This is a genomic window from Shinella sp. S4-D37 (assembly GCF_040812195.1).
In the GTDB taxonomy this organism is placed as follows: domain Bacteria; phylum Pseudomonadota; class Alphaproteobacteria; order Rhizobiales; family Rhizobiaceae; genus Shinella.
Genome location: NZ_JBFNXL010000005.1, coordinates 794,215 through 818,467, shown reverse-complemented (window position 1 = coordinate 818,467; position 24,253 = coordinate 794,215). Strand labels below are relative to the sequence as shown.

The window sequence follows — 24,253 nt, the reverse complement described above, 5'->3', positions numbered from 1 at the left end:
TCTCTTCTCCGGTGGCAGGCTGGTTATTCGGCGGCCGCGACGGCCGGCTCGCTGTGGAATTCTTCCTTGTAGGGCCGCGCCGTGGCGGGCAGGTCGCGCTTGAGGAAATAGTCCTCGTTGCGAAGCTGGCGCAGGAAGGCGGGGAGCATCTCCCGGTAGCCGTGCCACATGGACGGGTTCGGCGCCGGCAGGTCGTGCTTGATCATGGCGTGCAGCCGCGGCAGCGCATGGTAGGGCACCATCGGGAACATGTGGTGCTCCACATGGTAGTTCATGTTCCAGTAGATGAAGCGGCTGACCGGGTTCATGTAGACGGTGCGGCTGTTCAGCCGGTGGTCGATGACATTGTCGGCAAGGCCGCCGTGCTGGAGCAGTCCCGTCAAGACGTGGTGCCAGGCGCCATAAAGCCGCGGCAGGCCGATCAGCATGGCCGGCAGGATCGAACCGAGCGCGAAACAGAGGACGATGGTCGCGCCGTATATGGCGAGCCAGATGCGGGCGATACGGATCGCCTTCGGCTGCTCGGAGGCGGGAATGAAGGTCTTTTCCGCCGTGCTCATCACGCCCGCCGCATTGCGCAGCATGTCGACGACTGCGTGCCAGGCATCGAGCAGGCCGAAGAAGTTGAGCACGAGACGGGCAAGATCCGGCGGGCGCATCACGGCGATCTCCGGATCGCGGCCGACGATGACCGTATCCGTGTGGTGGCGCGTGTGGCTCCAGCGCCAGGTCACCGGGTTGCGCATGATCATGAAGCAGGCGATCTGGTAGACGGCGTCGTTCATCCACATCGTCTTGAAGGCCGTGCCGTGGCCACATTCGTGCCAGCGGCTGTCGGAGGCCGAGCCGTAAAGCACCCCGTAGACGAGGAAGAACGGCACCGCCCACCAGCTCCCCCACAGCCAGACGCCGGCAACCCCGGTCACCAGCATGGCGCCGAGCCAGATCGCGGTGTCGCGGATGGCCGGCGCGTCGCTGCGCTGCATCAGCGCCTTCATGTCCTTGCGGGCGATTTCGGTGTGATACCATTCGGCCGCGGCCAGGCCGTTGGCCACGGCAGCCTCGGCGTCGCGGCCAAGAAGGCTGTAGTCCCGCTTCGTCGGCTTCATCCCTCGTCTCCTCCCTGCGGCGGCGCTTGCAGGCCCCCGCCTCGTCTGATGCACGAACGATACCGCCCTTGCCTGCCTCTCTCAATCCTGCCATGATAGAATGCATCAAATTCTATCATTCGCCATCATCAAAGCTTGATGGAAAGACTTCAGGGAGGGGGACATGGCATCGCGGCCCACCATTACGGATCTCGCGAAAGCCGCCGGCGTCAGCGTGGCGACGGTCGACCGCGTGCTGAACGGGCGCCACAAGGTGCGCGAGGAGACGGCGCGGCGCGTCTATGACGCCGCCAATGCGATCGGCTACCACGCGATCGGGCTCATCCGGCAGCGAGTCTTCGAGGACCTTCCGCAATACCGGCTGGGCTTCAGCTTCCAGCGCCCGGGCCAGGCCTTCTACCAGAATTTCGCCCGCGAGATCGAAATCGCCTGCAATGCCTGCACCACCGCGCGCATTGTGCCGCAGATCGACTTCATCAACGCGCAGACGCCGGCCGCGATGACGGAGATGCTGCGGCAGCTTTCCGCCCGCAACCAGGCGCTCGCCGTCGTCGCGCCCGACTATCCGGCGACGACCAGCATGGTGGAGGACCTGAAGAACCGGGGCGTTCCCATGTTCTGCCTGCTCTCCGACTTCGCCATGGACGTGCGCCAGGGCTATATCGGGCTCAACAACATGAAGGTCGGCCGCACGGCGGCCTGGATGATCGCCCGCGGCGCACGACGGCCCGGCAAGGTGGCGATCTTCGTCGGCAGCCACCGCTTCCACGGCCACGAACTGCGCGAGATGGGCTTCCGCTCCTTCTTCCGTGAGAAAGGCCGGGATTTCGAGGTTCTGGATACGCTCGTCAATCTCGACACCAGCGAGATCACCCACGAGGCGACCGCCAACCTGCTCGCCCAGCACCCCGATCTCGTCGGCCTCTATGTGGCGGGCGGCGGCATGGAAGGCGCGATCTCCGCCATCCGCGAGGAGGGTTACGCCGGAAAGATCCAGCTCGTCGTCAACGAGCTGACGCCCGAATCGAAGGCCGGCCTTGCCGACGATGTCGTCACCATGGCGATCAACACGCCCCTGCCCGCCCTCTGCCGCGAGCTCGTCGCGCTGATGGTGACGGCCATCGAGAAGGGCGAGGCCGCCGTGCCCGGGCAGACCTTCCTGCCCTTCGACATCTTCCTTCCGGAGAATATCTGACGGGCCGGATGATGGCCTTCCATCATCCGGCCGATGAATCTGTCAGCAATGAGGGCGCCGGCGGCGCCTTCGCCTTTGACGCCCGTCAAGCGCTTCCCGATCCTCGTGCGTGCATGCGAGGCCGTCCTGTCGGCGGCCCCGAAGACCGGAGGACCCCATTCCATGCCGCCCCTTGATTTCGCCCTCAACCACATGACGGCGCCCGCGCTGACCCTCGACGCCTTCTTCGCCCTCGCCGTCTCGCTCGGCATGACGAAGGTCGAGATCCGCAACGACCTTGACGGCAACGCCATCCTGGACGGCACCACGCCGGCCGAGGTGAAGGCGCTCGCCGCGCGCCACGGCGTCACCATCATCTCGATCAATGCGCTCCAGCGCTTCAACGAATGGACGCCCGCTCGCGCCGCAGAAGCCAAGGCGCTGATCGACTACGCCGCGGCGGCGGGTGCCCTGGCGCTCGTGCTCGTGCCGAAGAACGACGGCACCGGCAAGGCCGACGGCGAGCGGCAGGCCAACCTTGCCGCGGCGCTGAGCGCCCTGAAGCCGATGCTGGAGGCCGCCGGAATCACCGGTCTCGTCGAACCGCTCGGCTTCGAGATCTGCTCGCTGCGCTCCAAGCGCGAGGCCGCCGAGGCGATCGAGGCGGTCGGCGGGAAACAGGTCTTCCGCCTCGTGCACGACACGTTCCACCATCACCTCGCCGGCGAGCCGGACCTCTTCGCGGCGCTCACCGGCCTCGTCCACATTTCCGGCGTCGAGGATGCCGACGTCACCGTTTCCGCCATGCGCGACGGCCACCGCGTGTTGGTCGGCCCGGGCGATCGGCTCGGAAATACCGGCCAGATCAAGGCCCTGGCCGCCGCCGGCTATGCCGGGCCGCTTTCCTTCGAGCCCTTCTCGCCTTCCGTGCACGACGTCGCCGATCCGAGAGCGGCCGTGGCAGAGAGCCTCGCCTTCATTCGCGAAAACATCTAGGCCGGGCGGTGCCGGCGACCCGTCCGCCGGCACTTTTCCCCAAAAGGACTGCGGGATTCCCGGCCGTGAAAATGGAACGGGCTTGACGTCCCGGACAGAAAATGGAATAAACATTCCGCAATACGGAATTCGCGGTTTGTTTATTCTGTTTTGGCCCTTTGCCTCCCGGGAGGAGCAAGGGGCCGGCTGCCCGCAAGGGCCAGCTTTCCGGGCAATCGGGTGGCGCTGCCGGACGCCACGTTGAGGAGGAGAACGACATGAAAAAATTCATTATGAGCTCGGCGCTTGCCGTGATGATGTCCACCGCCGCACATGCCGAGACGATCGGCGTGTCCATGGCGCTGTTCGACGACAACTTCCTGACCGTCCTGCGCAACGGCATGTCCGACTACGCCAAGACGCTCGACGGCGTGGAGCTGCAGATCGAGGACGCCCAGAACGACGTCGCCAAGCAGCAGAGCCAGGTGCAGAACTTCATCGCCTCGGGCGTCAGCGCCATCATCGTGAACCCGGTCGACACCGACGCCACCGCCGCGCTCTCCAAGGCCGCCGCCGATGCCGGCATTCCGCTGGTCTATGTCAACCGCGAGCCGGTCAACGTCAACGAACTGCCGGAAAAGCAGGCCTTCGTCGCGTCCAACGAGCAGGAATCCGGCACGCTGGAAACCGAGGAAGTCTGCCGCCTCCTGAACGGCAAGGGCAAGGTCGTCGTCATGATGGGCGAACTGTCCAACCAGGCCGCGCGCATGCGCACCCAGGACATCAAGGACGTCATCGCCACCGACGAGTGCAAGGGCCTCGAGATCGTCGAGGAGCAGACCGCCAACTGGTCGCGCACGCAGGGCTCCGACCTCATGACCAACTGGCTCTCCGCGGGCCTCGAATTCGACGCCGTCATCTCCAACAATGACGAAATGGCGATCGGCGCCGTCCAGGCGCTGAAGGCCGCCGGCCGCTCGATGGACAGCGTCGTCGTCGCCGGCATCGACGCCACGCAGGATGCGCTCGCCGCCATGGCGGCCGGCGATCTCGACGTGACGGTGTTCCAGGACGCCGCCGGCCAGGGCAAGGGCTCGGTCGACGCCGCGCTGAAGCTGGCCAAGGGCGAGAAGGTCGACACCAAGGTGTACATCCCCTTCCAGCTCGTGACCCCGGCCAACATCGCCGATTTCCAGTCGAAGAACTGAACCGGCTCTCGCCGGTCGCCGAATTCCGCTAGACTGCTGTGGACGCGCGCACGCAAGCGTGCGCGCGTCCGACCCGTTTCTGGTTGCTCCGGGAGGGAGGGGACGATGGTCAGTCCGACCACCATGGCCGCGGTTCGTGCAAGCGGCGCCATTCCAAATACCGAATACCTGCTGTCCGCGGAAAATATCCGCAAGGAATTCCCGGGTGTCGTGGCGCTCGACAATGTCGAGTTCAAGCTGAAGCGCGGCACCGTGCATGCCCTGATGGGCGAGAACGGCGCGGGCAAGTCCACGCTGATGAAGATTCTCGCCGGCATCTACACGCCCGACCAGGGCGAGGTGCTGCTCAAGGGCCAGAAGATCCGCCTGCAATCGCCGCTCGACGCGCTGGAAAACGGCATCGCCATGATCCATCAGGAGCTCAACCTGATGCCCTTCATGACGGTGGCCGAGAACATCTGGATCCGCCGCGAGCCGAAGAACCGCTTCGGCTTCGTCGACCACGGCGAGATGAACCGCAAGACGGCCGCGCTCTTCAAGCGCCTCAACATCGTGATGGACCCGGAAACCCAGGTGCGCGACCTTTCCGTCGCCAACCGCCAGATGGTCGAGATCGCCAAGGCCGTTTCCTATGAGAGCGACGTGCTCATTATGGACGAGCCGACCTCGGCGCTCACCGAGCGCGAGGTGGAGCACCTCTTCACCATCATCCGGGACCTGCGCTCCCAGGGCATCGGCATCGTCTACATCACCCACAAGATGAACGAGCTGTTCGAGATCGCCGACGAATTCTCGGTGTTCCGCGACGGAAAATACATCGGCACCCACGCCTCGACCGACGTGACGCGCGACGACATCATCCGCATGATGGTCGGCCGCGAGATCACCCAGATGTTCCCGAAGGAAGAGGTGCCGATCGGCGACGTCGTCCTCTCGGTGAAGAACCTTACCCTCAAGGGCGTCTTCCACGACGTCTCCTTCGACGTGCGCGCCGGCGAGATCCTCGGCCTTGCCGGCCTCGTCGGCTCCGGCCGCTCGAACGTCGCCGAGACGATCTTCGGCGTGACGCCGGCGACGTCGGGCACGATCGAGATCAATGGCAAGAAGGTCACTATCGACAGCCCGAACACCGCGATCCGCAACCGCATGGCCTTCCTCACGGAAGACCGCAAGGAGACCGGCTGTCTGCTAATCCTCGACGTGCTGGAAAACATGCAGATCGCCGTGCTTCAGGACAAGTTCGTGAAGAACGGCTTCGTTTCCGAGGGCGCGCTGACCAAGGTCTGCGAGGAGATGAGCAAGAAGCTGCGCGTCAAGACCCCGAACCTTCACGAGCGCATCGAGAACCTTTCGGGCGGCAACCAGCAGAAGGTGCTGATCGGCCGCTGGCTTCTGACCAATCCGCGCATCCTCATCCTCGACGAGCCGACGCGCGGCATCGATGTCGGGGCGAAAGCGGAGATCCACCGTTTCGTGACGGAGCTTGCCCGCGACGGCGTCGCCGTCGTCATGATCTCGTCGGAAATGCCCGAGGTCCTCGGCATGAGCGACCGCGTCATGGTCATGCACGAGGGCCGCGTCACCGGCATTCTCGACCGGGCCGAAGCGACCCAGGTCAAGGTCATGGAACTGGCTGCCCAGTAAGATTTACGGCGGCCGAGGGGCCGCAAGGGAGGTAATCATGAGCACGAATTCCGCCGCGCAGGCCCAGGCCGCCGCCCAGAAGTCTGCCCGCCGGCTCCCGCCGGAACTCAACATCTTTCTCGTCCTCGTCGGCATCGCGCTGGTCTATGAGATCCTCGGCTGGATCTTCGTCGGCCAGAGCTTCCTGATGAACCCGCAGCGCCTGACGATCATCATCCTGCAGGTCTCGGTCATCGGCATCATCGCCGTCGGCGTGACCCAGGTCATCATCACCGGGGGCATCGATCTGTCCTCCGGTTCGGTCGTCGGCATGACCGCGATGTTCACCGCCTCGCTGGCGCAGGCCTCCACCTGGCCGCGCGCGCTCTATCCCTCCCTCACCGACCTGCCGGTCATCGTGCCCGTCGCGCTCGGCATCGGCGTCGGCCTGCTTGCCGGCTTCATCAACGGCCAGCTCATCGCCAAGACGAAGATTCCGCCCTTCATCGCCACGCTCGGCATGATGGTCTCCGCCCGCGGCGTCTCCAAGTGGTACACCAAGGGCCAGCCGGTCTCGGGCCTCACCGAACAGTTCAATTTCATCGGCACCGGCATCTGGCCGGTCGTGATCTTCCTCGTCGTCGCCGTGATCTTCCACATCGCGCTGCGCTACACCCGCTACGGCAAGTTCACCTATGCGATCGGCGCCAATGTGCAGGCCGCCCGCGTCTCCGGCATCAATGTCGAATCCCACCTGGTGAAGGTCTATGCCATTGCCGGGGCGCTCGCCGGCCTTGCCGGCGTCGTCACCGCGGCCCGCGCCCAGACCGCACAGGCCGGCATGGGCGTCATGTACGAACTCGACGCCATCGCCGCGACCGTCATCGGCGGCACCTCGCTTGCCGGCGGCGTCGGACGCGTCACCGGCACGGTCATCGGCACCGTCATCCTCGGCGTCATGACATCGGGCTTTACCTTCCTGCGCGTCGATGCTTTCTACCAGGAGATCGTCAAGGGCGTGATCATCGTCGCCGCCGTCGTCATCGACGTCTACCGGCAGAAGAAACGCAAGACGTAGTCAATGAGCGAAGAGGGAATGGCGAATGGTTACCTGCGCAGACCACTCGCTCTTCCCTGTCGCCTACCCCCTATTCGCTATTCGCTCCCAGACATAACGAGGACAACATGACTGTAAGATTTGGTCTTCTCGGCGCCGGCCGCATCGGCAAGGTCCATGCCAAGGCCGTCACCGGCAATCCCGACGCCGTGCTCGTCGCCGTCGCCGATGCCTTCCCGGCCGCGGCCGACGCCATCGCCGGGCAGTATGGCTGCGAGGTCCGCACCATCGAGGCGATCGAGGCCGCCAAGGACATCGACGCCGTCGTCATCTGCACGCCGACCGACACCCATGCCGACCTGATCGAGCGTTTCTCGCGCGCCGGCAAAGCCATCTTCTGCGAGAAGCCGATCGACCTCGACGTCGAGCGCGTGCGCGCCTGCATGAAGGTGGTCGAGGAGACGAAGGGCAAGCTGATGGTCGGCTTCAACCGCCGCTTCGACCCGCACTTCATGGCCGTCCGCAAGGCCATCGACGATGGCAGGATCGGCGACGTCGAGATGGTGACGATCACCTCGCGCGATCCCGGCGCCCCGCCGGTCGACTACATCAAGCGCTCCGGCGGCATCTTCCGCGACATGACGATCCACGACTTCGACATGGCCCGCTTCCTGCTCGGCGAGGAGGTCGCCTCGGTCTCGGCCACCGCCGCCGTGCTGGTCGATCCGCAAATCGGCAAGGCCGGCGACTATGACAGCGTCTCCGTCATCCTGCAGACGAGATCCGGCAAGCAGGCCATCATCTCCAATTCGCGCCGCGCCACCTACGGCTACGATCAGCGCATCGAGGTGCACGGCTCGAAGGGCATGGTCGCGGCGGAAAACCAGCGCCCCGTCTCCATCGAGATCGCCAACGGCGACGGCTACACCCGCCCGCCGCTGCACGATTTCTTCATGACCCGCTACACCGAAGCCTATGCCAACGAGATCGCCGCCTTCATCGCGGCCATCGAGAAGGGCGCGACCATCTCGCCCTCGGGCGCCGACGGCCTCGCGGCCCTTGCGCTTGCCGATGCCGCGGTGAAGTCGGTCGAAGAAAAGCGCCAGATTTCCGTCGCCTGACGGAAACCACCTCCCAAGCAACTGGCCGGGCGATTTTTTCGCCCGGTCTTTTTGTTTTCGAACGCCACCCCCACCTCCGTCATCCTCGGGCTTGACCCGAGGATCCACGCATCACGGCATGCGTTGAATTTGTGGCATGGATCCTCGGGTCAAGCCCGAGGATGACGGAGGAGAGCGGGGGCGCCTCAACAGCGGATTTGGCATCTCACCGCTTTTGCGCCCTCAATCCCCGTCCGTCCTCGCGGCGATGACATCATGGTCCATCTCGGCCAGCGCCCGGGCAAGATGCCCCTCCAGCACCAGCGTCGCCTCCTCCGGCACGACGGAGATCGGCGGGGCGCCGAAGAGGCGGACCTGCTGGGATTGCGCCAGGCCCTCCTCGAGACCGCGCTGGATGAGGTCGAAATAGCGCGTGCCGGGGCCGGTGATGGCGATCGGCATGTTCTCGTAGAGGCTCACCACGCGCGACAGCCCCTGCCCCAGCGCCAGCCCCGCCTGGCGGAAGGCATATTCCGACATGCGGTGGCCCTGCCGGGCGCGCAGCGCGATCTTGTCCATCTCCGCAAGCGGCACGAACTGCGCCGGGATCGTATCCGGCGGCACCTCGAAGGCGGTGCGCAGGATGCCGTAGAAGCCGGCGGCGGCCTCGATGCAGCCCTGCGCGCCGCAGCGACACAGTTTGCCATCCGACGAGTTCAGCATGTGCCCGAAATTCGGCGCGGTGACGGAAAGCTCCCCCGAGCGGTCGAACCGCGCGATGCCGAGCCCGATGCTGTGGCCGAGCGAGAGCGCCGCGACCGCCTGCAGGTCGCGCACGCCCGCCTTCTCCATGCGCAGCGCCATGGCATGGGCGACGATCAGCGTCTCGTTGTTGAGCAGGATCTTCGCCCGCCACGGCGCCTGGAGCAGCGCGGCGAAATCCACCTGCTGCGCGCCGAAGACCGGCGACCAGACGAGCCGCGCCGTCACGGGATCGACGAGACCCTTGCTGCTGATCGACACGACCAGCACCTGCGCGCGGTCGATGCGGGACCGCTCCGCCAGCTTGTCCAGCGCGGCCACGAAGGCCTCGGTGAAGGGCCGCGTCGTGGTATCGGCATGGTTGCGCGGCTCCTCGAAACGGTCGAGCAGCGTGCCGCCGTAGTCGGCGAGCGAATATTGCACCATGTCGGAGGAGATGCGCACGGTGGCGAGATAGCCGGCGTCGCGCCGCTGGCCGAAGATGACGCGCGGCCGTCCGCGGGCGGTCGGGGCCTGCTGTTCGCGCCGCTCCAGCACCTCGGCCTTTTCCAGTTCCGCGGTGATCACGGAGACGGTCGCCGAGGCGAGCCTCGTGTGATGGGAAATGTCCGTATGGGCGAGCGGCCCGTGCCGGCGCAGCGAGGCGAGCACGAGCGCACTGTTCTGCTGACGCACAAGCTCCGTGCTCGACTTGGTCAGCATCGTCGGTTTCCGCTCGCTTTCACAGGATGCAACACATGCCCCTCCCAAAGCATCTGTCACGCCGTCGTTCAAGGCCTTTCAAGCCATGTTGACAGCCTTCGAAACTTCTGACATTTATTTTCTCGACTGTCGAGAAAAAAGTCCCGAGACCATCGGGAGGGGTATCGAGGCAGTAGATCGTGGCCGGTCGGTGATTGGACGGGAGGTTCGTCCAGGCGGCCGGTGTTCACTTGGGAGGATATTATGAAGTTCGTTCTGAAGCTGATGGCAGGGGCTGCCATCATCGTTTCCATGCATTCCGCCGTGCACGCCAAGGACCTCGTGGTCGGCGTCTCCTGGTCGAACTTCCAGGAAGAGCGCTGGAAAACCGACGAAGCCGCCATCAAGGCAGCACTCGAAGCCTCCGGCGACAAGTACATTTCGGCCGACGCCCAGTCGTCCGCCGCCAAGCAGCTGACGGACGTCGAATCGCTGATCGCCCAGGGCGCCAACGCCATCATCGTTCTCGCCCAGGACTCCGAAGCCATCGGCCCGGCCATCGAGAAGGCCGCCGCTGAAGGCATCCCGGTCGTCGGCTACGACCGCCTGATCGAGAACCCGGCCGCCTTCTACATCACCTTCGACAACAAGGAAGTGGGCCGCATGCAGGCCCGCGAAGTGCTGAAGGTGAAGCCGGAAGGCAACTACGTGTTCATCAAGGGCTCCTCGTCCGACCCGAACGCCGACTTCCTCTTCGCAGGCCAGCAGGAAGTGCTGAAGGAAGCCATCGACGCCGGCAAGATCAAGTCCGTCGGCGAGGCCTATACCGACGGCTGGAAGCCGGAACTCGCCCAGAAGAACATGGAACAGTTCCTGACGGCGAACGACAACAAGGTCGACGCGGTCGTCGCCTCGAACGACGGCACGGCCGGCGGCGCGATCGCCGCGCTCGCCGCACAGGGCCTTGCCGGCTCCGTCCCGGTCTCCGGCCAGGACGCCGACCACGCCGCGCTGAACCGCGTCGCGCTCGGCACGCAGACCGTCTCGGTCTGGAAGGACTCGCGTGAACTCGGCAAGCGCGCCGCGGAAATCGCCGCCTCGCTTGCCAGCGGCAAGACCATGGACGAGATCGAAGGCGTCACCGCCTTCAACGGCGGCCCGAAGGGCATCGAGATGAAGTCGGTCTTCCTCGCCCCGCTGCCGATCACCAAGGACAACCTGAACGTCGTCATCGAGGCCGGCTGGATCCCGAAGGAAACGGCATGCCAGGGCGTTGCCGCCGGCTCGGTCGCAGCCTGCAACTGACGGACAATGATCCGGTACTGACCTGACCATCACAAGGCGCCGCAACGGCTTCCGTTGCGGCGCTTGCGCAAGATGGACAGCGGGCAGAGGATAAGGCGGCGAAAATCCTCGAAGCGGAATGAGGACAAGGGGGGCGCGGTTTTCCGCTCCATCCCTCCGGAACCTCAAACCACGCCCGAACGACACGTTCAACAAGAGTGGGGGGACGGCAAAGCCATGGCCGACATCACGAATACCACGCATGCCAATCGCGCGCGATCGGCGGGCGAGAACCCGGTCAAGCGCTTCTTCCGCGCCACCGAGATCGACACGCGCCTGCTCGGCATGGTCGGCGCCATGCTGATCATCTGGATCGGCTTCAACATCCTGTCCGGCGGCCTGTTCCTGACGCCGCGCAACCTGTGGAACCTCTCCGTCCAGACCGCCTCCGTCGCCGTGATGGCAACCGGCATGGTGCTCGTTATCGTCACGCGCAACATCGACCTGTCCGTCGGCTCGATCCTCGGCTTCGTCGGCATGATCATGGGCGTGCTGCAGGCAGAACTGCTGCCGCAGTTGCTTGGCTTCAACCACCCCGCCACCTGGATCGTCACGCTGCTCGCCGGCCTCCTGCTCGGCGCGGGCATCGGCGCCCTGCACGGGGCGATCATCGCCTTCCTCAACGTGCCCTCCTTCATCGTCACGCTCGGGGGCCTGCTCGTCTGGCGCGGCGCGACCTGGTTCGTCACGAGCGGCCGCACGGTCGCCCCGATGGACGCGACCTTCCGCCTGATGGGCGGCGGCACGGAAGGCTCGATCGGCGCCACCGCCAGTTGGATCGTCGGCGTCATCGCCTGCATCGCCATCATCGCCACCATCGTCAACTCGCGCAAGCAGCGCCAGCGCTTCGGCTTCCCGCAGCGTCCGATGTGGGCCGAATATTTCCTGACCGCCGTCGGCTGTGCGCTGGTGCTCGGCGCCGTCGCCGTGGTCAACGCCTATCCCTGGCCCGTCGCCATCGCCCGCAAATATGCCGATGCCAACGGCATCGCCTGGCCGGAGGGCGGCCTCTTCATCTCGCATGGCATCGCCGTGCCGGTCCTGATCGCCATCCTCGTCGGCATCGTCATGACCTTCATCTCGACGCGCCTGCGCTTCGGCCGCTACGTCTTCGCGATCGGCGGCAACCAGGAGGCGGCGGAACTCGCCGGCATCAAGACACGCTGGGTGACGGTCAAGATCTTCGCGCTGATGGGCATGCTCTGCGCCATCGCCGCGGCCATCTCCACCGCCCGCCTCAATGCCGCGACCAATGCGCAGGGCGAGCTCGACGAACTCTACACCATCGCCGCGGCCGTCATCGGCGGCACCTCGCTTGCCGGCGGCATGGGCACAATCGCAGGCGCCATGCTCGGCGCCCTCGTCATGCAATCGCTGCAATCGGGCATGGTGCTGGTCGGCATCGACACCCCGTTCCAGCGCATCGTGGTCGGCATGGTCCTTGTCGTCGCCGTCTGGCTCGACACGGTCTACCGCGCCCGCGCCAAGTAAGAGGAGCCCTTCCAATGACGGACACCCGTACGCCCCTCGTGGAGATGAAGAACATCTCCATCTCCTTCGGCGGCATCCACGCCGTCGACAATGCCTCGGTCGATCTCTATCCCGGCGAGGTCGTCGCCCTGCTCGGCCATAACGGCGCCGGCAAGTCGACCCTGATCAAGATCCTCTCCGGCGCCTACAAGCGCGACGGCGGCGAGATCCTGATCAACGGCGAGCCCGCCGACATCGGCAACCCGCGCGACGCCAAGAAATACGGCATCGAGACGATCTACCAGACGCTCGCCGTCGCCGACAATGTCGACGCCGCCGCCAACCTCTATCTCGGCCGCGAATTGCGCACTCCGTGGGGCACGCTCGACGACGTGGCGATGGAGGCGAAGACGCGCGAGGTGATGGGCCGCCTCAACCCCAACTTCCAGCGCTTCAAGGAGCCGGTGAAGGCGCTTTCCGGCGGCCAGCGCCAGTCGGTGGCGATCGCGCGGGCCATCCTCTTCAACGCCCGCATCCTGATCATGGACGAGCCGACCGCCGCGCTCGGCCCCCAGGAGACGGCGCAGGTCGGCGAACTGATCAAGCAGCTCAAGAAGGAAGGCATCGGCATCTTCCTGATCAGCCACGACATCCACGATGTCTTCGACCTCGCCGACCGCGTCTCCGTCATGAAGAACGGCCAGGTCGTCGGCCACGCCCGCACCGAGGACGTCACCAAGGACGAGGTGCTCGGCATGATCATCCTCGGCAAGGTCCCGGAAAAGGCCATCCCCGGCCCCGGCGCCATGCAGACCGCCTGACCGCCCGACGGGGCCGCCGGTTTTCCCCGGCGGCCCGCCCGCCAGCCCGCCCGCCAAGCGCACCCCCAAACAGATTGCCCCTTCTCGCATTTTCCCGATTGAAGCCAGCCCCCAGCTAGGCTAAGAACCCATTCATCGGACAGGCGAGTCATCGCCCTGAGAGCACCCGTAGCTCAGCTGGATAGAGTGTTGGATTCCGATTCCAAAGGTCACAGGTTCGAATCCTGTCGGGTGCGCCATTTCCGAACAAAACTGGGAACTGCGTCGGGCGTGATGGTGTTGGCCATCACGAGCTGTTCGAGGACGGTTTTTCGGCCGTGGATTCGGATTTCCGTATCGTCGACTTCGACATTGTCGATCAGGGCGCGTAGCCAGGCGCGGCGGAAGGGGATCGGGCCGTCGAGGGCTTTTTCGCGCATGGTGCCGATGAAGGATTCGATCTTCTCGTCCGTGATGCGGGTCTGCGGTGACAGCTCGCCTGCCGCTCGTTCAAAGGCACTTTTAGCGATGTCGCGTTCGGTGCGCAGGCCGGCAAGGCGATCTTTGAGAGTATCGTCCGCTGGATCGGCGATGCCGTTTTCGATAGCGTCGTAAAGCCGCTTCAGGCGGGTTTCGGCGTCGATCAAGCGAGATTTGAGCTTGGCAAGGCGTGCGCTGTGTTCGGTGCTGCGCTGGGCCTGCCGGGCGATCAGGCCACCGAGCATCTTTTCAACGCGGGGCCGGGTGAGAAGCTGGCCTGCAAGGCTGTCGGTGACGATGGTGTCGAGCTTGTCCATCGGGATCGAGCGGCCCTTGCAGGCGCTCTTGCCTTTCTGGGCGCAGGTCGCGCAGGTGTAGTAGCGATATTTGCCGTATTTTCCGGTGCGCAGCGTCATGCCGCCGCCGCAGCTGGCGCAGGTAGCGAGCCCCGTTAGCAGGATCGGACCGGTGACCGTGCGGGGCGGCGTGTTTTTCGGATTGCGTTTTTTAAGCTGGGCCTGAACCTTGTCGAAGGTTTGCGCGTCGATGATCGCATCGATGGCAATCGCGATCTGTTCTGATTCCGGCTTGTCCTCCTTGGTCTTCCAGACTTTGCGGTTGAAGCGGTAGGTGCCTTTATAGGTTTCGCTGGTAATCAGCTTATGCAGCGGGCCGATGCCCCAGCGTGCGCCGGTACGCGTGCGGTAACCGTTTGTGTTGAGCCAGTCGGCAGTCGCCTTCACGCCCATAGGGCCGGAGGTACCGTCGCCTTGTGTGATCAGCTTGAAAATCAGGCGGACGGTCTCGGCTTCGACTGGGTCGATCGTAAGGCGCTTTTTCTGTTTGGTGCCGCGCTGTTCGGCGACGACAAGCGTATACCCGAAAGGCGGGCGGGCGCCGTTCCAGAATCCCTGCCGGGCATTTTCTTGCATCGCGCGCAGGACGTGCTTGGCGTTTTCCTTGGACTGATATTCATCAAAGAGCGCGAAGACCTGCCGGACCATCACGCTCATCGGATCATCGCCCAAATCCTGCGTGATCGAGGTCAGGCGGATGCCGTGCTTACGGAGCTTGCGCACATGGTATTCCAGCGCGAAGTGATCGCGCGCAAAGCGGCTGAAAGAATGCACCAGCACCACATCGAACGGCGCACCTGCGGTGGCCATATCAAGCAGGCGCTGCAGCTCCGGGCGTTTGTCATCAGTGCCGGATAGACCAGCATCAACAAACTCCGCAGTGACCTCCCAGCCCCTAGCCTTGCAGAAAGCCTGCAGCTGATGGCGCTGGTCCGGGATCGACAGATCGCTCTCCGCCTGGCGGCCGGTCGAAACCCGCATATAAAGCGCGGCGCGTGACATGGTCTGCGGGGCAGTCATGGGGAGGACCCTCGGGCTTTATGAAATCGTGGCAAGACTGGCCTGGATTTGTGGCTGTTTCGAGTCGTCATCTTTGAGAAGAGCCTGTATTTCCTGAAATAAAAAGGCTTCGAGGATATCGAGTTCTTCTTCTGTGATGGGGTGGTCGGCATCCATGTCCAGCACGACGCGCAAATCGGCAGGCGGTGTTTGCCGGTGCCTGTCTTTTGTCGTGATGGGGGATGCGCTGTGCATGATCTTAACCGCGCGGGCGCGGCGCGACAGGGCGGTCGATCGGGCAATCCACGATCTCTTCCCAGGCGGCGGTGTAGGAAATCATTGCATCGGCAAAGAGCGCATCCGTGGCCGCTTTCGAGAGCAAGCCGCCGGCAGCATGGTGGACAAGCGCCTGCAGGATGAAAGATTCGATACCGGGCATATGCTGCGGAGCCCGGGCGCGGCATTCGTGCTGGACCCAGTGCAGAAAGGATGGCGGGACGCGGATATGAAGAGTGGCTTGCATAGGTTTCTCCTGCGATTTGCAGGAGAATTTGACGGGCCTGGCGCGCGGGACTCCGCGTGGAAAGCACGAGGAAATGCGGCTTAGGCCATGACAAAGCCCGCAATCGGGAGCGATTGCGGGCTTTGTTGTGAGGTCAGTCTTCTATGGGATGGAGCGGGTCGAGCGTGCGCGCGAGGAAGGCACGATCTTGCGGGTTATTGAGCAATCCCCTGACGAGCGCGTTGATCAGTATTTGGAAGTCTTCTTCATCAGGCAGCATGTCGCGTTCGAGGAAATAGCAATGCACCCAGTGGCAGAAATCATCATCCAGCCCGTCCGGGCGGATCAGCGTTTCGTTCGCAAGATCGGTGAAGTCATCAATACGGCGCATAGCGGCTCTCCCCATGTTTGAGCAGGAAGTATCGCCAGCACATGCATGTATCTTCCGCGCCGAAACCCCGCGCTAGAAGCGCGGGGCAAGGCTGCGCTGCTTATGCAGGATCATGCAGCGAACAGCATCGAGCGCTGTACGCGTGTCGCGATGGGCGGCAGAGCCAGGCGTTGTGGTTGCGAGCATTTGCAGAAGGCGGTGCTGCAGTACCTGTAATTCGGCAAGCGTCATGCGGTGCAGAGTGGCGGAAGTGAACTGTTTAGACATTGTGTCCTCCTTTGTCGGAGGCCCCGCCCATCGGAGCCTATGCGGCTCAGGCACACATCATCAGCAACAGGCACGATGAGGCGGGCGGACGAGGAAAGGAAGGAGCAAAAAGGGCCAGTTCACGGCAGAAATCTGCGCTTAAAGCTTGCGAAAAAGGTAGGGGTTTTCGCGTTGCAACAGGGCCGCAGGCCTTGGAAACTCTGGATTTTGCCGTTTCAAATTTGCACGCGATTGCATGCAAGCGGTAGAATATACTTATAGTTGTTATGGCTATTATTTGATGATGATTACGAGCGGAATACGGAGATGCAGATACGATTTTTAGGAGAGTTAAGCCTGCAGGAAATGAAGCAGGCGCTTGCAGAGATATTGGGGGAGATTGAGGACGAATATGCGGTGCAGCACTCACAGGGCTGTGTGCTGTTTATCAATCCATCGGATGAGTTTGGCGAACGTGTAAAAGTCCGCAATCGCCTGGGCGGAGAGGTCAAGCGGGTCATCCGTAAAGGCCCTTATTGCACCTTTGGCAACGTGTTCCTGACTATTGATCGCCGGCGAGATAACACGGTCAATTCTCTGTTCCGGTGCCGGCGTGCCGGTATGGCCACCTCGTTCGCGATGGGATGTCCTCGACTGATTACGCCCCAAACTGACCGGGCGCGCAGCCGTTTCAAGGCCCTTACGGCCCTGACGGGGAAAACGCGGGTATCCCCGCCTTTCGGCAAGCCTGCAAGGCGGGCGATCCCCCTCCCGCGTTTCCACCTTGAACCGGCTGCTTTTCCGCCCGTTCCTCAATGTGGCGTGTCGAGGACAAACCCAAAGCGAAAGGAGCTTAACAATGGCACGCTATGAGAACCGTAACAGCAAACCCGCCCGCGAACCCAAAGGCCCGGCCTTCATCGCCTGGCACGTCGATGAAAAGGGCGAGAAATCCTTCTGGACCCGCATCGGTGCCGCCTGGGATCACAAGGACGGTGAAGGCTACACGCTGCAGCTCGACCTAGTCCCGGTCAATGGCGGACGCGTCGTCCTCCGGGTGCCCTCCGAAACCAGCGAAGAGGCGGGCGCGTAAGCGCCCCCTCACGCTTTGAAGGAGGATGTATCATGGATTGTGCCGTTCAGATCAACGCCGCTCGCGCCGCTCTCGCGCGGGCGGCATGGGCCAGAGGCCTTGCGGCATACTACGACGAAAACGCGATCATCGACCTCCTGGTAGACATCCGTCACTGGTGCCACGCCGCTGGGATCGACTTCGCCGCCAGCGATCAAGGCGCCGCGCGCCTCTATCACAACGAAGTCGGGAGCGCGTCATGACGCGCTCCACACCGAGGCCGATCGCCGAGCATGGAGGAAGCGGGAAGAGCAAGCGCGGCAGATGACATTTTTTTAGCCGCGCGCTGCGGACATCAATAACGGCGCGCCCCGCCGGTGCGCGCCGTTATTTTTTATTCTGCGGCGGCGATCATCGACACCATATAGTCGCCGCACATCAGGCGGGCATTTTGTTTTGCCCAGGCCTTCAGGTCGCATTCCGGGCAGCAATAGCGCAGGCGTTTGCCGCTCTTTCCGGCGGTCGGCGCTGCAATGTAATCAGCGCGTTCGGCAGCGTGCCGTCGAACAGTGCGCGATTGAAATGCTCGTAGGCCTGCTGGAGCCGGTCATAGGTGTCCTTGGTCGACCTCACCTGTAAACCGGGCTGTGTGAGGGGAGCGCCCTGCATATCCACCGTGCCATCTCCCGCACCGGCGTTCCTCGGGATTGTGATTTACATTCCAGAAATACTGGTGCTGCGTTTTTCGATGGTGCGTAATGTGATGATGGCAGCGGTCTGTTCTCCGCGTGAAACCTCGTGCAGGTCTTGCTGTCACCATGTAATGTGCATGACGATCCGCTTGCGGAAACGGCGTACATATTTCCATTTCCGTCCCGTCCTCAGCTATAATGAAAGAAAGCCGGGGCCGTTCGAATAGGGCCTTGTACAAGGTGTGCGTGGTAGTACCACGCGCACCTTGCCGGGGGGATTTCACATCCCCCGCGGACCCCCCGGTGGCATCCGTAAGGCTGCGAATCCGCAAGGGGCGGATTCGGTCCAACGGATGCTGTCAGCCGGTCGCAGAAGTTGGCGGGTATCGAACCCGCCCCGGCTGAAGCAACGTTTCGCCGTTGCGTCACGACCGGGGGAGATTGCTGCTCTCCCCGGACCCATCAGGCAGGGGGCTTCCGCGCCCTTGCAACCACGGTCAGGACTTTCGCGTCCTGAACCACGACCGGTGTTGCGGCACCGGCTTCGCGCAAAGGGCGATGTCGGCTCTCCCTTTGCAAACCCATCGATCAGGGGATGACGCTCCCCTGAACCCGCGTCGGCGGAACTGATGGGCGGCGATGATGGCGCGAGGAATGCGCGCGGCCGGCGATGCGGCGGCGCATTTATTTGATGTGCCATGACGGAGAAGAAGAAACGTGATGCCCCGATTTCCTATCGCCCGCCGGAAGCCCTCCGCGAGGAATTCCGCACGCGCGTGGAAAAATCAGGGCTCTCCGCCAATGCTTTCATCACGCACGCCATCTTCGAATCCTCAGCCCCCCGTCAGGTCCGGCGCGCGCCGATCGAGCAGCAGCAGATCGCACGGCTCCTCTCCGAAACTGCGCGCCTGCATGATTGCCTGCGGGAGCTGGGCCACACCGATGGCACAGATCCCGCGCTGCTCGAAGAGGCGGTCCGCGACCTTCATGAAATCCGCGCCGCATTGCTGTCGGCCCTGGGGCGCAAGCCATGATCCCCAAGGCCAGCCAGCGTGCCGGCGGGCAGGACCTCGCCACCCACCTTCTCAATGCCCATGACAATGAATATGTCGAGCTGGCGGAGGTCCGCGGCGCGGTCGCGTCCGATCTGCATGGCGCGTTTGCCGAATGGGAGGCGATCGCCCATAACCTGACCAAATGCCGGAATTACCTCTACAGCCTTTCGGTTAATCCTGACCTCGGTCAGGGGCAGCTCAGCCGCGATCAGTATCGCGATTATGCGCAGCGCGTTGAAGAGGCGATGGGCCTGACCGGCCAGCCGCGCGCCATGATCTACCATATCAAGAACGGGCGCGAGCATTGCCACATCGTCTGGTCACGCATCGATGCGCAGGCCGGCAAGGCGATCCATCAGGCCTTTGACCATGAAAAGCTGATGATGGTCACGCGGGAGTTTGCCCGCGATCATGGTCTTACGCTGCCCGCCGGTTATGAGCGCGGCGGCGATGACCGCAAGCGCAAATCGCTCTATGAAATGCAGCAGCAGCGGAATTCCGGGGTCACGAAGGAAGACCGCATGGCTGCCGTAACCGCCGCGTGGAAACACAGCGACAGCCCGAAGGCCTTCGTCCGGGCGCTGGAGGAAATGGGCTATGTCCTTGCCACGGGCAAGCGGCCCTATATCCTTGTCGATCTCTACGGCGATATGAATTCGCTGCCGAAACTGATCGATGACCGCAGCGTGCGGACGAAGGATATCCGCACTTTCCTAGAGGCGGAGTTCCCGCCGGAATCCCTTCCGACTGTGGACGAGGCGAAGGCGCTCGTCGCGCAGCATCGTCAGGCGCGAGAGGATTTCGCCAGAAGCCAGCGTGACGGCAAGGCGCTCGACAGGCTCAAGGCCGCCCAGGCGGCGCGGCGGCAGAAGGTGGAGGCCACGCAAGCGTCCTTGCGGGCGTGCCAACGTGATGAGCGGGCGGCGCTGGCGCGGGAGCAGCTTGCCGCGCGGCAGGCGCTGAAGGCGCGCTATCTCGCCGAAATGCGGCGGGTGAAGGCGGCGCGCGAAGCCGCGAAGCCGACCGGGCTTGCGGCCTTTCTCGGGCGGGTGACGGGCGTGAGTTTCGTTATCGCGAAGATCCACAAGCATCGCGACGCGCAGCGTCATGCGGCCTATATGACGGAGAAGGCCGCGCTTGCGGAGCGGCAGGCCGATGACAAACGCGCCCTCGCACACCGCCAGGCGTTGCAGGCCGTTACTATCGCGCGGGAAGTGCGGGCGCTCGCACAGATCGAGGCGCGCGAGCTGAAAAGCTACGAAGTCGCGCAGCGCCGCGAGGAGCGCGTGCGCCAGCGCGCAGGCCATGAGCACATGCCGGCGCTGACTCTGGCGCTGAAGCCCAAAGGCCGGTCCGCCGTGCCGCACAAGGCGAAGGACCGCTATCGCAAGCGCGATCATCAGCGTGATGATGATCATCATGATCGTCATGCTGATCGCGGGGTCCAGGATCAGGAGATCGTCATCACCGTCGATCGGCAGGAGAAGGAACAAGGCAGCGCGTTGCGTGAGGCCTTCGCCGGATCGGTGCGGCCGGCGGTGAAAGAGGATAAGCGCGGCGGGCGTGAGGAGGGCGAGCGTGGGGATGGCGGCGGCGGTGGTGGTGGTGATGGTCGCCGCCGCCGACGGCGGCGGCGGGCGCGGGAGGTGGCGGCGGAGGTGCCGGTGCCGCGCGGTCCCGATCCGGGCGCGCCCGCCACGGGTCTGCCGGAGGTGCACTGGACCGAACTGCCGCTCGCCGACAAGTTCCGGGACGCGGCGCGGGATAGTGATGGCGGCGGCGATGATGGCGGGTCCGGCGGGCGGCGGATCAGGCGCTCGCGTTCTGCCCGCGGGCCGGAGCGCGGTGACGACGGGAAGGATTTTGAGCGGGAGCGGTAGTCTTGGCGCGTCCCTGCCGGGTCAGGCTCTACGCTACCGCGCCGAGCCGCACAGCGTCTCGGCCCATCCGGGTGACGATCCTTCGCGCAGGTAACGAGGGCTCAGGAGTCCACCACCAAAGCAGGTCTCCGCTTCGGCTGTTGCCGCCGCCGCCCCTCAATTGGTGAGGGCGACGGGTGGCTCCAGACGAAGCAGGCGTGAAAAACATGCTATTCAAGACAAAGGCTGTTCATCCTTCTCTTGAAGGCGTCTTGGAGGGCGTTGTCGGTCAGCAGCTGCGCTCTGTAGTATTTCAGGAGGTCGTCAAACCCCTTCTGCAAGCTTTTGCGAAAGATAATTTTCCTCGCGGCGTCGATCATCGGGTCCGTGTCCTTGCCCGTGCGGATCAGCCACCCCCCTTTGGAGCGTGCTTCGTGCAATAGTCCGCACCGGACGTTGGCATAAAAATCTTCGGCCAATGGCTGATCAAAGACGCTTTTGAAGGGTGTGCGATTAACTAGGAAGGCGGCGAATATTTTTCCGCTCTCTCCATATTCATGCTCCGTTAGAGCGGGATCTTTTTTTCGTTTATAGCGATAGGTCTTGCCCTGGAAGGTGGACTCAAGAAACTCGACGAGCGAACAAAGAATGGCGACGATGGCAAATCCTTCGCCAAGATGCGCAGGGTTCTTCTCCAACGTCCTGATCGGCGAAAAATACCGGGATTCGAGCCGCGCAAGGAAAAACTCGTCGTAGGCCTTCGCCCACAGCTCTCGCGTTGGCGCGGTGTCTAGCTTGGCGCACAGGGCTTTCCAGTCCGCGACAGTCTTGGTGCCGGCGATCTTGGTAGCATCTGGTGTGGCAGTGTTGACGGTGACGGTCATGGCTTCTGCACTTTCTTCAGGAGGGCCAGCGCCTCACGCTGTGCCGGCCGATCCTGTATCGGGTCTGAGTTCGCGTGAACGCCGGCCAGCTCCTCAACGTAAGATTCCGGCAATGAGTGCTCCTTTGCGCCCGCGATAATCAGCTTGAGATACCAGTCGTACGGGGAGAGGGATGGATCAATGGCTTCTTCGCTAGCCAGATAGGTCATGGCCGTCACCGTTTCGCCGGTGGTGATGATTGTCACATCGATCGAGCGGCGATCGTAGCCGCTTCCATAGCCTTCGAAGCGATCCAGCGCTTCGAGGTCACTGCTATCTAACTCGTAGAGCACGCCGTAGACGGTTGCGTCCTGTTCCTCGGAGGGGGCGATTGATGCCTTTCCCGATCCGTCCTTGCTTCGCTTGTGAAATGAGAGCGTCCAGCCCTCCAGTCGTGCAACGGCGGTTGCTCGCGCGGACGGGGAGCGTTGCCGCAGCCGCTCTTCCAGCATGTTGGAGCCATAGGCAAAGTATGTGAGATTTCCCATTCCCTACGAGCCCTTTACGTCGAATCTGAGAAAACGCAGGGCCTTCGCCATGCGGCCGTTCATTGGCGGGCACAGTTCCGGAAACACGGTTCCGAAAAGTTCGAGGGCGCAGAACCGTCCGGGGCGTGTCACCATGTCAGGTGTTCCCGCCGATGAGGCCATTGCGGGCGGCACGGTAGACGTCCTGCAAAGCCTTGTGGCCTTCGAGCCCTACGAGCGCGTAGAGGTTGAGGAACTGCCGTCCGGCGAACAGTTTGCGGTCGACGGGGCTGAGCTGTGCTTCATCGCAGATCGCGGGCCAGTGACGGGCGATCGTTTCCAGTTGCTGTTCGATCAGCGCGGCGGCCTCGGCGTCCTTGAGATGGTAGTCGGGGGCGGCATTGAGGCAGGTGGCGAGCGTGCTGGCGCGGGCGTCGCCCTTGATCAGCATCGCCTGGGTGGCTTCGCTGCCGGTGCGGTTTTGCGGGCAGATGTCATAGGCCGGCGTGAGGGCCAGGTTCTGCCCGTCCCAGAAGGCGGCGTGATTGCGCGCGTGGTCGTCCGTATTGCCGCAGAGAATATTGAAGCAGATGCGGCCGTAGAGTTCCCGTAGCGTATCCTTCGGGTCGGTGAAACGGTGGCGGATCAGTTCAGCGAGGTCTTCGTAGGAGGCGTAGCGGGCCATCATCTCATCGAGGCCGAGCATGGTCAGCGCTGACACCATCGCGCGCCGGGTCCAGCCATTTTGGGTGCGGGTGCGGTCAAAGCGCTCGATCAGCAGCACGTCCTTCTGTGCGGCGCGGGTCATGAACACAGGGGCGACGTTCAGGCCGCAGCATGCGGCCAGCTTCATCGCGATGAATTCCGCCTTCACCACGCTGTGCGTGTCGTTGCCGGCCGAGAATTTGGCGATGAATTTCCTGTCGTCGTCATCGATCAGCGCCTTGGGGCGCGCGCCGCCGATCGAGGTGCCGTGATTGAGGGCCTGGTCGAGCGCCGGGGTGAGCGGCAGACCCTTTTCGATCAAAGCTGCCGCTTCCTGGAGTTCGGCGAGCGAAGCCTGTGCGGCAAGCCGGGGGACATACTCTGTCGCTGATTGTTGGAAATCCAGCGCGCCGATCCGGTCGGAGCCGGAATGCAGGAGATAGGTCAGCTCGCTGATCTCGGGGATGCCGGAGGCATCGGGCTTGCTGCCGGTGAGCCGGTTGATGATCACCCGGCGGCCCCAGGCGTCGGGCGAGCCGTCGCGGATGCAGCTGGCCATATTCAGGCCGTTGAGCGGGGCGATCGTGCCTTCCTGGAGCGGCAGCTCGGGCTCGTAGAGCGCGATCGCGTTGTCGCGGCGGCGGTAGCTCGCGCCGTAGGTGAAAAGCAGGCGGTTGCCATCCTGTACGAGACGGCCGGCCACCACCGGCGCCGTGGCGTCCGGCAGCCAGACCCAGACGAAGGCCTCGGTCGGGTCGATGTTCGTGGTGGCTTTCCTTGTCGTGGCTTTTCTTGTTGCGCCCGTCTTAGAAGTCATCATCGACCTCTTTCACACTGTGGCGGACGCTTTTGGGCAGCAGGGTCAGTTTTTCATCGAGGCGGGCATTGTGCATCTGGAGCGTGCGCTCGTCATAGTCGAACAGCCGCACACCCACGATGGAGGCGACCTCGAAGACGATGCCGATCTCAGGTCCGGGTGCGCCCTTTTCGATGCTGGAGAGAGTCGTGCGGCTGATGCCGGCACGGTCGGCCAGTTCCTGCGCGGTCAGGCCGCGCGCGGCCCGGCCGATGCGGATCAGCTTGCCGAGCATCGCCAGCGCCTGATGCGTCACCCTTGAATAGCTTCTCTTGCGCGGCACGTCTGTGATCCTGTCTGTTCACTGGTTTGGTCGTGAGGCACGTTGATGTGCAGAATTTTGTACA

Annotated in this window: 26 protein-coding genes and 1 tRNA gene; 15 read left to right on the top strand and 12 right to left on the bottom strand. The window is 63.7% G+C overall.

The genetic code is table 11. From position 1 onward, the window contains the following. Positions 1 to 23: 23 nt before the first annotated feature. Positions 24 to 1,109, bottom strand: coding sequence for a fatty acid desaturase family protein (locus tag AB3G45_RS11435; protein WP_367830663.1), 1,086 nt, complete (start codon positions 1,107 to 1,109; stop codon positions 24 to 26). A 163-nt stretch (positions 1,110 to 1,272) separates the two neighbouring features. Between AB3G45_RS11435 and AB3G45_RS11430 the strand changes: the two genes are divergently transcribed. The 6 genes from AB3G45_RS11430 (at position 1,273) to iolG (ending at position 8,267) form a co-directional block, all read left to right on the top strand. Then, positions 1,273 to 2,304 carry a LacI family DNA-binding transcriptional regulator gene (locus tag AB3G45_RS11430; RefSeq protein WP_367830662.1) on the top strand — a complete coding sequence of 344 codons (1,032 nt, stop codon included), beginning with the start codon at positions 1,273 to 1,275 and terminating at the stop codon, positions 2,302 to 2,304. A gap of 162 nt (positions 2,305 to 2,466) precedes the next feature. Beyond that, entirely contained in the window at positions 2,467 to 3,279 is an 813-nt protein-coding gene (locus AB3G45_RS11425; protein ID WP_367830661.1) for a TIM barrel protein, read from the top strand. 257 nt (positions 3,280 to 3,536) lie between these two features. Continuing rightward, complete coding sequence (locus AB3G45_RS11420) at positions 3,537 to 4,466, top strand: sugar ABC transporter substrate-binding protein (RefSeq protein WP_367830660.1); 930 nt, start codon at positions 3,537 to 3,539, stop codon at positions 4,464 to 4,466. Between the two features lie 105 nt (positions 4,467 to 4,571). Next, entirely contained in the window at positions 4,572 to 6,110 is a 1,539-nt protein-coding gene (locus tag AB3G45_RS11415; protein WP_367830659.1) for a sugar ABC transporter ATP-binding protein, read from the top strand. Positions 6,111 to 6,147: 37 nt separating this feature from the next. After that, entirely contained in the window at positions 6,148 to 7,167 is a 1,020-nt protein-coding gene (locus tag AB3G45_RS11410) for an ABC transporter permease (protein ID WP_367830658.1), read from the top strand. Between the two features lie 107 nt (positions 7,168 to 7,274). Then, positions 7,275 to 8,267: an inositol 2-dehydrogenase gene (iolG, locus tag AB3G45_RS11405; RefSeq protein ID WP_367830657.1), complete on the top strand. Its 993-nt coding sequence runs from the start codon at positions 7,275 to 7,277 to the stop codon at positions 8,265 to 8,267. 222 nt (positions 8,268 to 8,489) lie between these two features. Here iolG and AB3G45_RS11400 read toward each other — a convergent pair whose 3' ends face one another. After that, complete coding sequence (locus AB3G45_RS11400) at positions 8,490 to 9,710, bottom strand: ROK family protein (RefSeq protein WP_367830656.1); 1,221 nt, start codon at positions 9,708 to 9,710, stop codon at positions 8,490 to 8,492. A gap of 243 nt (positions 9,711 to 9,953) precedes the next feature. On the opposite strand from AB3G45_RS11400, the gene xylF reads away from it, so the two are divergent. From xylF to AB3G45_RS11380, 4 genes are all read left to right on the top strand, one after another. Continuing rightward, positions 9,954 to 10,994, top strand: a complete 1,041-nt coding sequence (gene xylF / locus AB3G45_RS11395) for a D-xylose ABC transporter substrate-binding protein (RefSeq protein ID WP_367830655.1) — start codon at positions 9,954 to 9,956, stop codon at positions 10,992 to 10,994. A 216-nt stretch (positions 10,995 to 11,210) separates the two neighbouring features. Continuing rightward, positions 11,211 to 12,524 (top strand): sugar ABC transporter permease, encoded by a 1,314-nt coding sequence (locus AB3G45_RS11390; protein WP_367830654.1) that lies wholly within the window; start codon positions 11,211 to 11,213, stop codon positions 12,522 to 12,524. 14 nt (positions 12,525 to 12,538) lie between these two features. After that, complete coding sequence (locus tag AB3G45_RS11385; RefSeq protein WP_367830653.1) at positions 12,539 to 13,324, top strand: ATP-binding cassette domain-containing protein; 786 nt, start codon at positions 12,539 to 12,541, stop codon at positions 13,322 to 13,324. 162 nt (positions 13,325 to 13,486) lie between these two features. After that, positions 13,487 to 13,563, top strand: a tRNA-Arg gene (locus AB3G45_RS11380). Here the strand turns inward: AB3G45_RS11380 and AB3G45_RS11375 are convergent. From AB3G45_RS11375 to AB3G45_RS11355, 5 genes are all read right to left on the bottom strand, one after another. Next, complete coding sequence (locus AB3G45_RS11375) at positions 13,534 to 15,159, bottom strand: recombinase family protein (RefSeq protein ID WP_367830652.1); 1,626 nt, start codon at positions 15,157 to 15,159, stop codon at positions 13,534 to 13,536. The genes AB3G45_RS11380 and AB3G45_RS11375 overlap by 30 nt on opposite strands. Before the next feature lie 18 nt (positions 15,160 to 15,177). Beyond that, entirely contained in the window at positions 15,178 to 15,393 is a 216-nt protein-coding gene (locus AB3G45_RS11370; RefSeq protein ID WP_367830651.1) for a hypothetical protein, read from the bottom strand. 4 nt (positions 15,394 to 15,397) lie between these two features. Further along, positions 15,398 to 15,661: a hypothetical protein gene (locus AB3G45_RS11365; RefSeq protein WP_367830650.1), complete on the bottom strand. Its 264-nt coding sequence runs from the start codon at positions 15,659 to 15,661 to the stop codon at positions 15,398 to 15,400. Between the two features lie 133 nt (positions 15,662 to 15,794). Beyond that, positions 15,795 to 16,031 (bottom strand): hypothetical protein, encoded by a 237-nt coding sequence (locus AB3G45_RS11360; RefSeq protein ID WP_367830649.1) that lies wholly within the window; start codon positions 16,029 to 16,031, stop codon positions 15,795 to 15,797. 72 nt (positions 16,032 to 16,103) lie between these two features. Next, positions 16,104 to 16,298 (bottom strand): hypothetical protein, encoded by a 195-nt coding sequence (locus AB3G45_RS11355; protein ID WP_367830648.1) that lies wholly within the window; start codon positions 16,296 to 16,298, stop codon positions 16,104 to 16,106. Between the two features lie 306 nt (positions 16,299 to 16,604). On the opposite strand from AB3G45_RS11355, the gene AB3G45_RS11350 reads away from it, so the two are divergent. The 3 genes from AB3G45_RS11350 to AB3G45_RS11340 are packed head-to-tail and all read left to right on the top strand — an operon-like array spanning position 16,605 to position 17,612. After that, the gene (locus tag AB3G45_RS11350; RefSeq protein ID WP_367830647.1) at positions 16,605 to 17,150 is read left to right on the top strand and encodes a hypothetical protein; all 546 of its coding nucleotides are present in this window, start codon (positions 16,605 to 16,607) and stop codon (positions 17,148 to 17,150) included. Beyond that, entirely contained in the window at positions 17,137 to 17,370 is a 234-nt protein-coding gene (locus tag AB3G45_RS11345; protein WP_367830646.1) for a hypothetical protein, read from the top strand. Before AB3G45_RS11350 ends, AB3G45_RS11345 begins: the two co-directional genes overlap by 14 nt. A gap of 32 nt (positions 17,371 to 17,402) precedes the next feature. Then, positions 17,403 to 17,612, top strand: a complete 210-nt coding sequence (locus tag AB3G45_RS11340) for a hypothetical protein (RefSeq protein WP_367830645.1) — start codon at positions 17,403 to 17,405, stop codon at positions 17,610 to 17,612. 205 nt (positions 17,613 to 17,817) lie between these two features. Here AB3G45_RS11340 and AB3G45_RS11335 read toward each other — a convergent pair whose 3' ends face one another. Next, on the bottom strand, positions 17,818 to 18,024 hold the full coding sequence (locus AB3G45_RS11335) for a hypothetical protein (RefSeq protein ID WP_367830644.1): 207 nt from the start codon (positions 18,022 to 18,024) through the stop codon (positions 17,818 to 17,820). Positions 18,025 to 18,739: 715 nt separating this feature from the next. Between AB3G45_RS11335 and AB3G45_RS11330 the strand changes: the two genes are divergently transcribed. Further along, positions 18,740 to 19,075, top strand: a complete 336-nt coding sequence (locus AB3G45_RS11330) for a hypothetical protein (RefSeq protein WP_367830643.1) — start codon at positions 18,740 to 18,742, stop codon at positions 19,073 to 19,075. Beyond that, positions 19,072 to 20,976, top strand: coding sequence for a relaxase/mobilization nuclease domain-containing protein (locus tag AB3G45_RS11325; RefSeq protein WP_367830642.1), 1,905 nt, complete (start codon positions 19,072 to 19,074; stop codon positions 20,974 to 20,976). Before AB3G45_RS11330 ends, AB3G45_RS11325 begins: the two co-directional genes overlap by 4 nt. A gap of 209 nt (positions 20,977 to 21,185) precedes the next feature. On the opposite strand, the gene AB3G45_RS11320 is transcribed toward AB3G45_RS11325, so the two are convergent. The 4 genes from AB3G45_RS11320 to AB3G45_RS11305 all read right to left on the bottom strand — a co-directional run bounded on the left by AB3G45_RS11320 (position 21,186) and on the right by AB3G45_RS11305 (position 24,141). After that, positions 21,186 to 21,839: a hypothetical protein gene (locus AB3G45_RS11320; protein ID WP_367830641.1), complete on the bottom strand. Its 654-nt coding sequence runs from the start codon at positions 21,837 to 21,839 to the stop codon at positions 21,186 to 21,188. Further along, the gene (locus AB3G45_RS11315) at positions 21,836 to 22,366 is read right to left on the bottom strand and encodes a gamma-glutamylcyclotransferase family protein (protein ID WP_367830640.1); all 531 of its coding nucleotides are present in this window, start codon (positions 22,364 to 22,366) and stop codon (positions 21,836 to 21,838) included. Before AB3G45_RS11315 ends, AB3G45_RS11320 begins: the two co-directional genes overlap by 4 nt. Positions 22,367 to 22,502: 136 nt before the next feature. After that, positions 22,503 to 23,867 carry a type II toxin-antitoxin system HipA family toxin gene (locus AB3G45_RS11310; RefSeq protein WP_367830639.1) on the bottom strand — a complete coding sequence of 455 codons (1,365 nt, stop codon included), beginning with the start codon at positions 23,865 to 23,867 and terminating at the stop codon, positions 22,503 to 22,505. Then, positions 23,857 to 24,141 carry a helix-turn-helix transcriptional regulator gene (locus AB3G45_RS11305; RefSeq protein WP_276200643.1) on the bottom strand — a complete coding sequence of 95 codons (285 nt, stop codon included), beginning with the start codon at positions 24,139 to 24,141 and terminating at the stop codon, positions 23,857 to 23,859. Before AB3G45_RS11305 ends, AB3G45_RS11310 begins: the two co-directional genes overlap by 11 nt. Between the last annotated feature and the right edge of the window lie 112 nt (positions 24,142 to 24,253).

Excerpts from the sequence above, each read along its gene's own strand:
- AB3G45_RS11435 (WP_367830663.1), bottom strand. The coding sequence starts at position 1,109 with ATGAAGCCGACGAAGCGGGACTACAGCCTTCTTGGCCGCGACGCCGAG.
- AB3G45_RS11430 (WP_367830662.1), top strand. The coding sequence starts at position 1,273 with ATGGCATCGCGGCCCACCATTACGGATCTCGCGAAAGCCGCCGGCGTC.
- AB3G45_RS11425 (WP_367830661.1), top strand. The coding sequence starts at position 2,467 with ATGCCGCCCCTTGATTTCGCCCTCAACCACATGACGGCGCCCGCGCTG.
- AB3G45_RS11420 (WP_367830660.1), top strand. The coding sequence starts at position 3,537 with ATGAAAAAATTCATTATGAGCTCGGCGCTTGCCGTGATGATGTCCACC.
- AB3G45_RS11415 (WP_367830659.1), top strand. The coding sequence starts at position 4,572 with ATGGTCAGTCCGACCACCATGGCCGCGGTTCGTGCAAGCGGCGCCATT.
- AB3G45_RS11410 (WP_367830658.1), top strand. The coding sequence starts at position 6,148 with ATGAGCACGAATTCCGCCGCGCAGGCCCAGGCCGCCGCCCAGAAGTCT.
- iolG (WP_367830657.1), top strand. The coding sequence starts at position 7,275 with ATGACTGTAAGATTTGGTCTTCTCGGCGCCGGCCGCATCGGCAAGGTC.
- AB3G45_RS11400 (WP_367830656.1), bottom strand. The coding sequence starts at position 9,710 with ATGCTGACCAAGTCGAGCACGGAGCTTGTGCGTCAGCAGAACAGTGCG.
- xylF (WP_367830655.1), top strand. The coding sequence starts at position 9,954 with ATGAAGTTCGTTCTGAAGCTGATGGCAGGGGCTGCCATCATCGTTTCC.
- AB3G45_RS11390 (WP_367830654.1), top strand. The coding sequence starts at position 11,211 with ATGGCCGACATCACGAATACCACGCATGCCAATCGCGCGCGATCGGCG.
- AB3G45_RS11385 (WP_367830653.1), top strand. The coding sequence starts at position 12,539 with ATGACGGACACCCGTACGCCCCTCGTGGAGATGAAGAACATCTCCATC.
- AB3G45_RS11375 (WP_367830652.1), bottom strand. The coding sequence starts at position 15,159 with ATGACTGCCCCGCAGACCATGTCACGCGCCGCGCTTTATATGCGGGTT.
- AB3G45_RS11370 (WP_367830651.1), bottom strand. The coding sequence starts at position 15,393 with ATGCACAGCGCATCCCCCATCACGACAAAAGACAGGCACCGGCAAACA.
- AB3G45_RS11365 (WP_367830650.1), bottom strand. The coding sequence starts at position 15,661 with ATGCAAGCCACTCTTCATATCCGCGTCCCGCCATCCTTTCTGCACTGG.
- AB3G45_RS11360 (WP_367830649.1), bottom strand. The coding sequence starts at position 16,031 with ATGCGCCGTATTGATGACTTCACCGATCTTGCGAACGAAACGCTGATC.
- AB3G45_RS11355 (WP_367830648.1), bottom strand. The coding sequence starts at position 16,298 with ATGTCTAAACAGTTCACTTCCGCCACTCTGCACCGCATGACGCTTGCC.
- AB3G45_RS11350 (WP_367830647.1), top strand. The coding sequence starts at position 16,605 with ATGCAGATACGATTTTTAGGAGAGTTAAGCCTGCAGGAAATGAAGCAG.
- AB3G45_RS11345 (WP_367830646.1), top strand. The coding sequence starts at position 17,137 with ATGGCACGCTATGAGAACCGTAACAGCAAACCCGCCCGCGAACCCAAA.
- AB3G45_RS11340 (WP_367830645.1), top strand. The coding sequence starts at position 17,403 with ATGGATTGTGCCGTTCAGATCAACGCCGCTCGCGCCGCTCTCGCGCGG.
- AB3G45_RS11330 (WP_367830643.1), top strand. The coding sequence starts at position 18,740 with ATGACGGAGAAGAAGAAACGTGATGCCCCGATTTCCTATCGCCCGCCG.
- AB3G45_RS11325 (WP_367830642.1), top strand. The coding sequence starts at position 19,072 with ATGATCCCCAAGGCCAGCCAGCGTGCCGGCGGGCAGGACCTCGCCACC.
- AB3G45_RS11320 (WP_367830641.1), bottom strand. The coding sequence starts at position 21,839 with ATGACCGTCACCGTCAACACTGCCACACCAGATGCTACCAAGATCGCC.
- AB3G45_RS11315 (WP_367830640.1), bottom strand. The coding sequence starts at position 22,366 with ATGGGAAATCTCACATACTTTGCCTATGGCTCCAACATGCTGGAAGAG.
- AB3G45_RS11310 (WP_367830639.1), bottom strand. The coding sequence starts at position 23,867 with ATGACTTCTAAGACGGGCGCAACAAGAAAAGCCACGACAAGGAAAGCC.
- AB3G45_RS11305 (WP_276200643.1), bottom strand. The coding sequence starts at position 24,141 with ATGCTCGGCAAGCTGATCCGCATCGGCCGGGCCGCGCGCGGCCTGACC.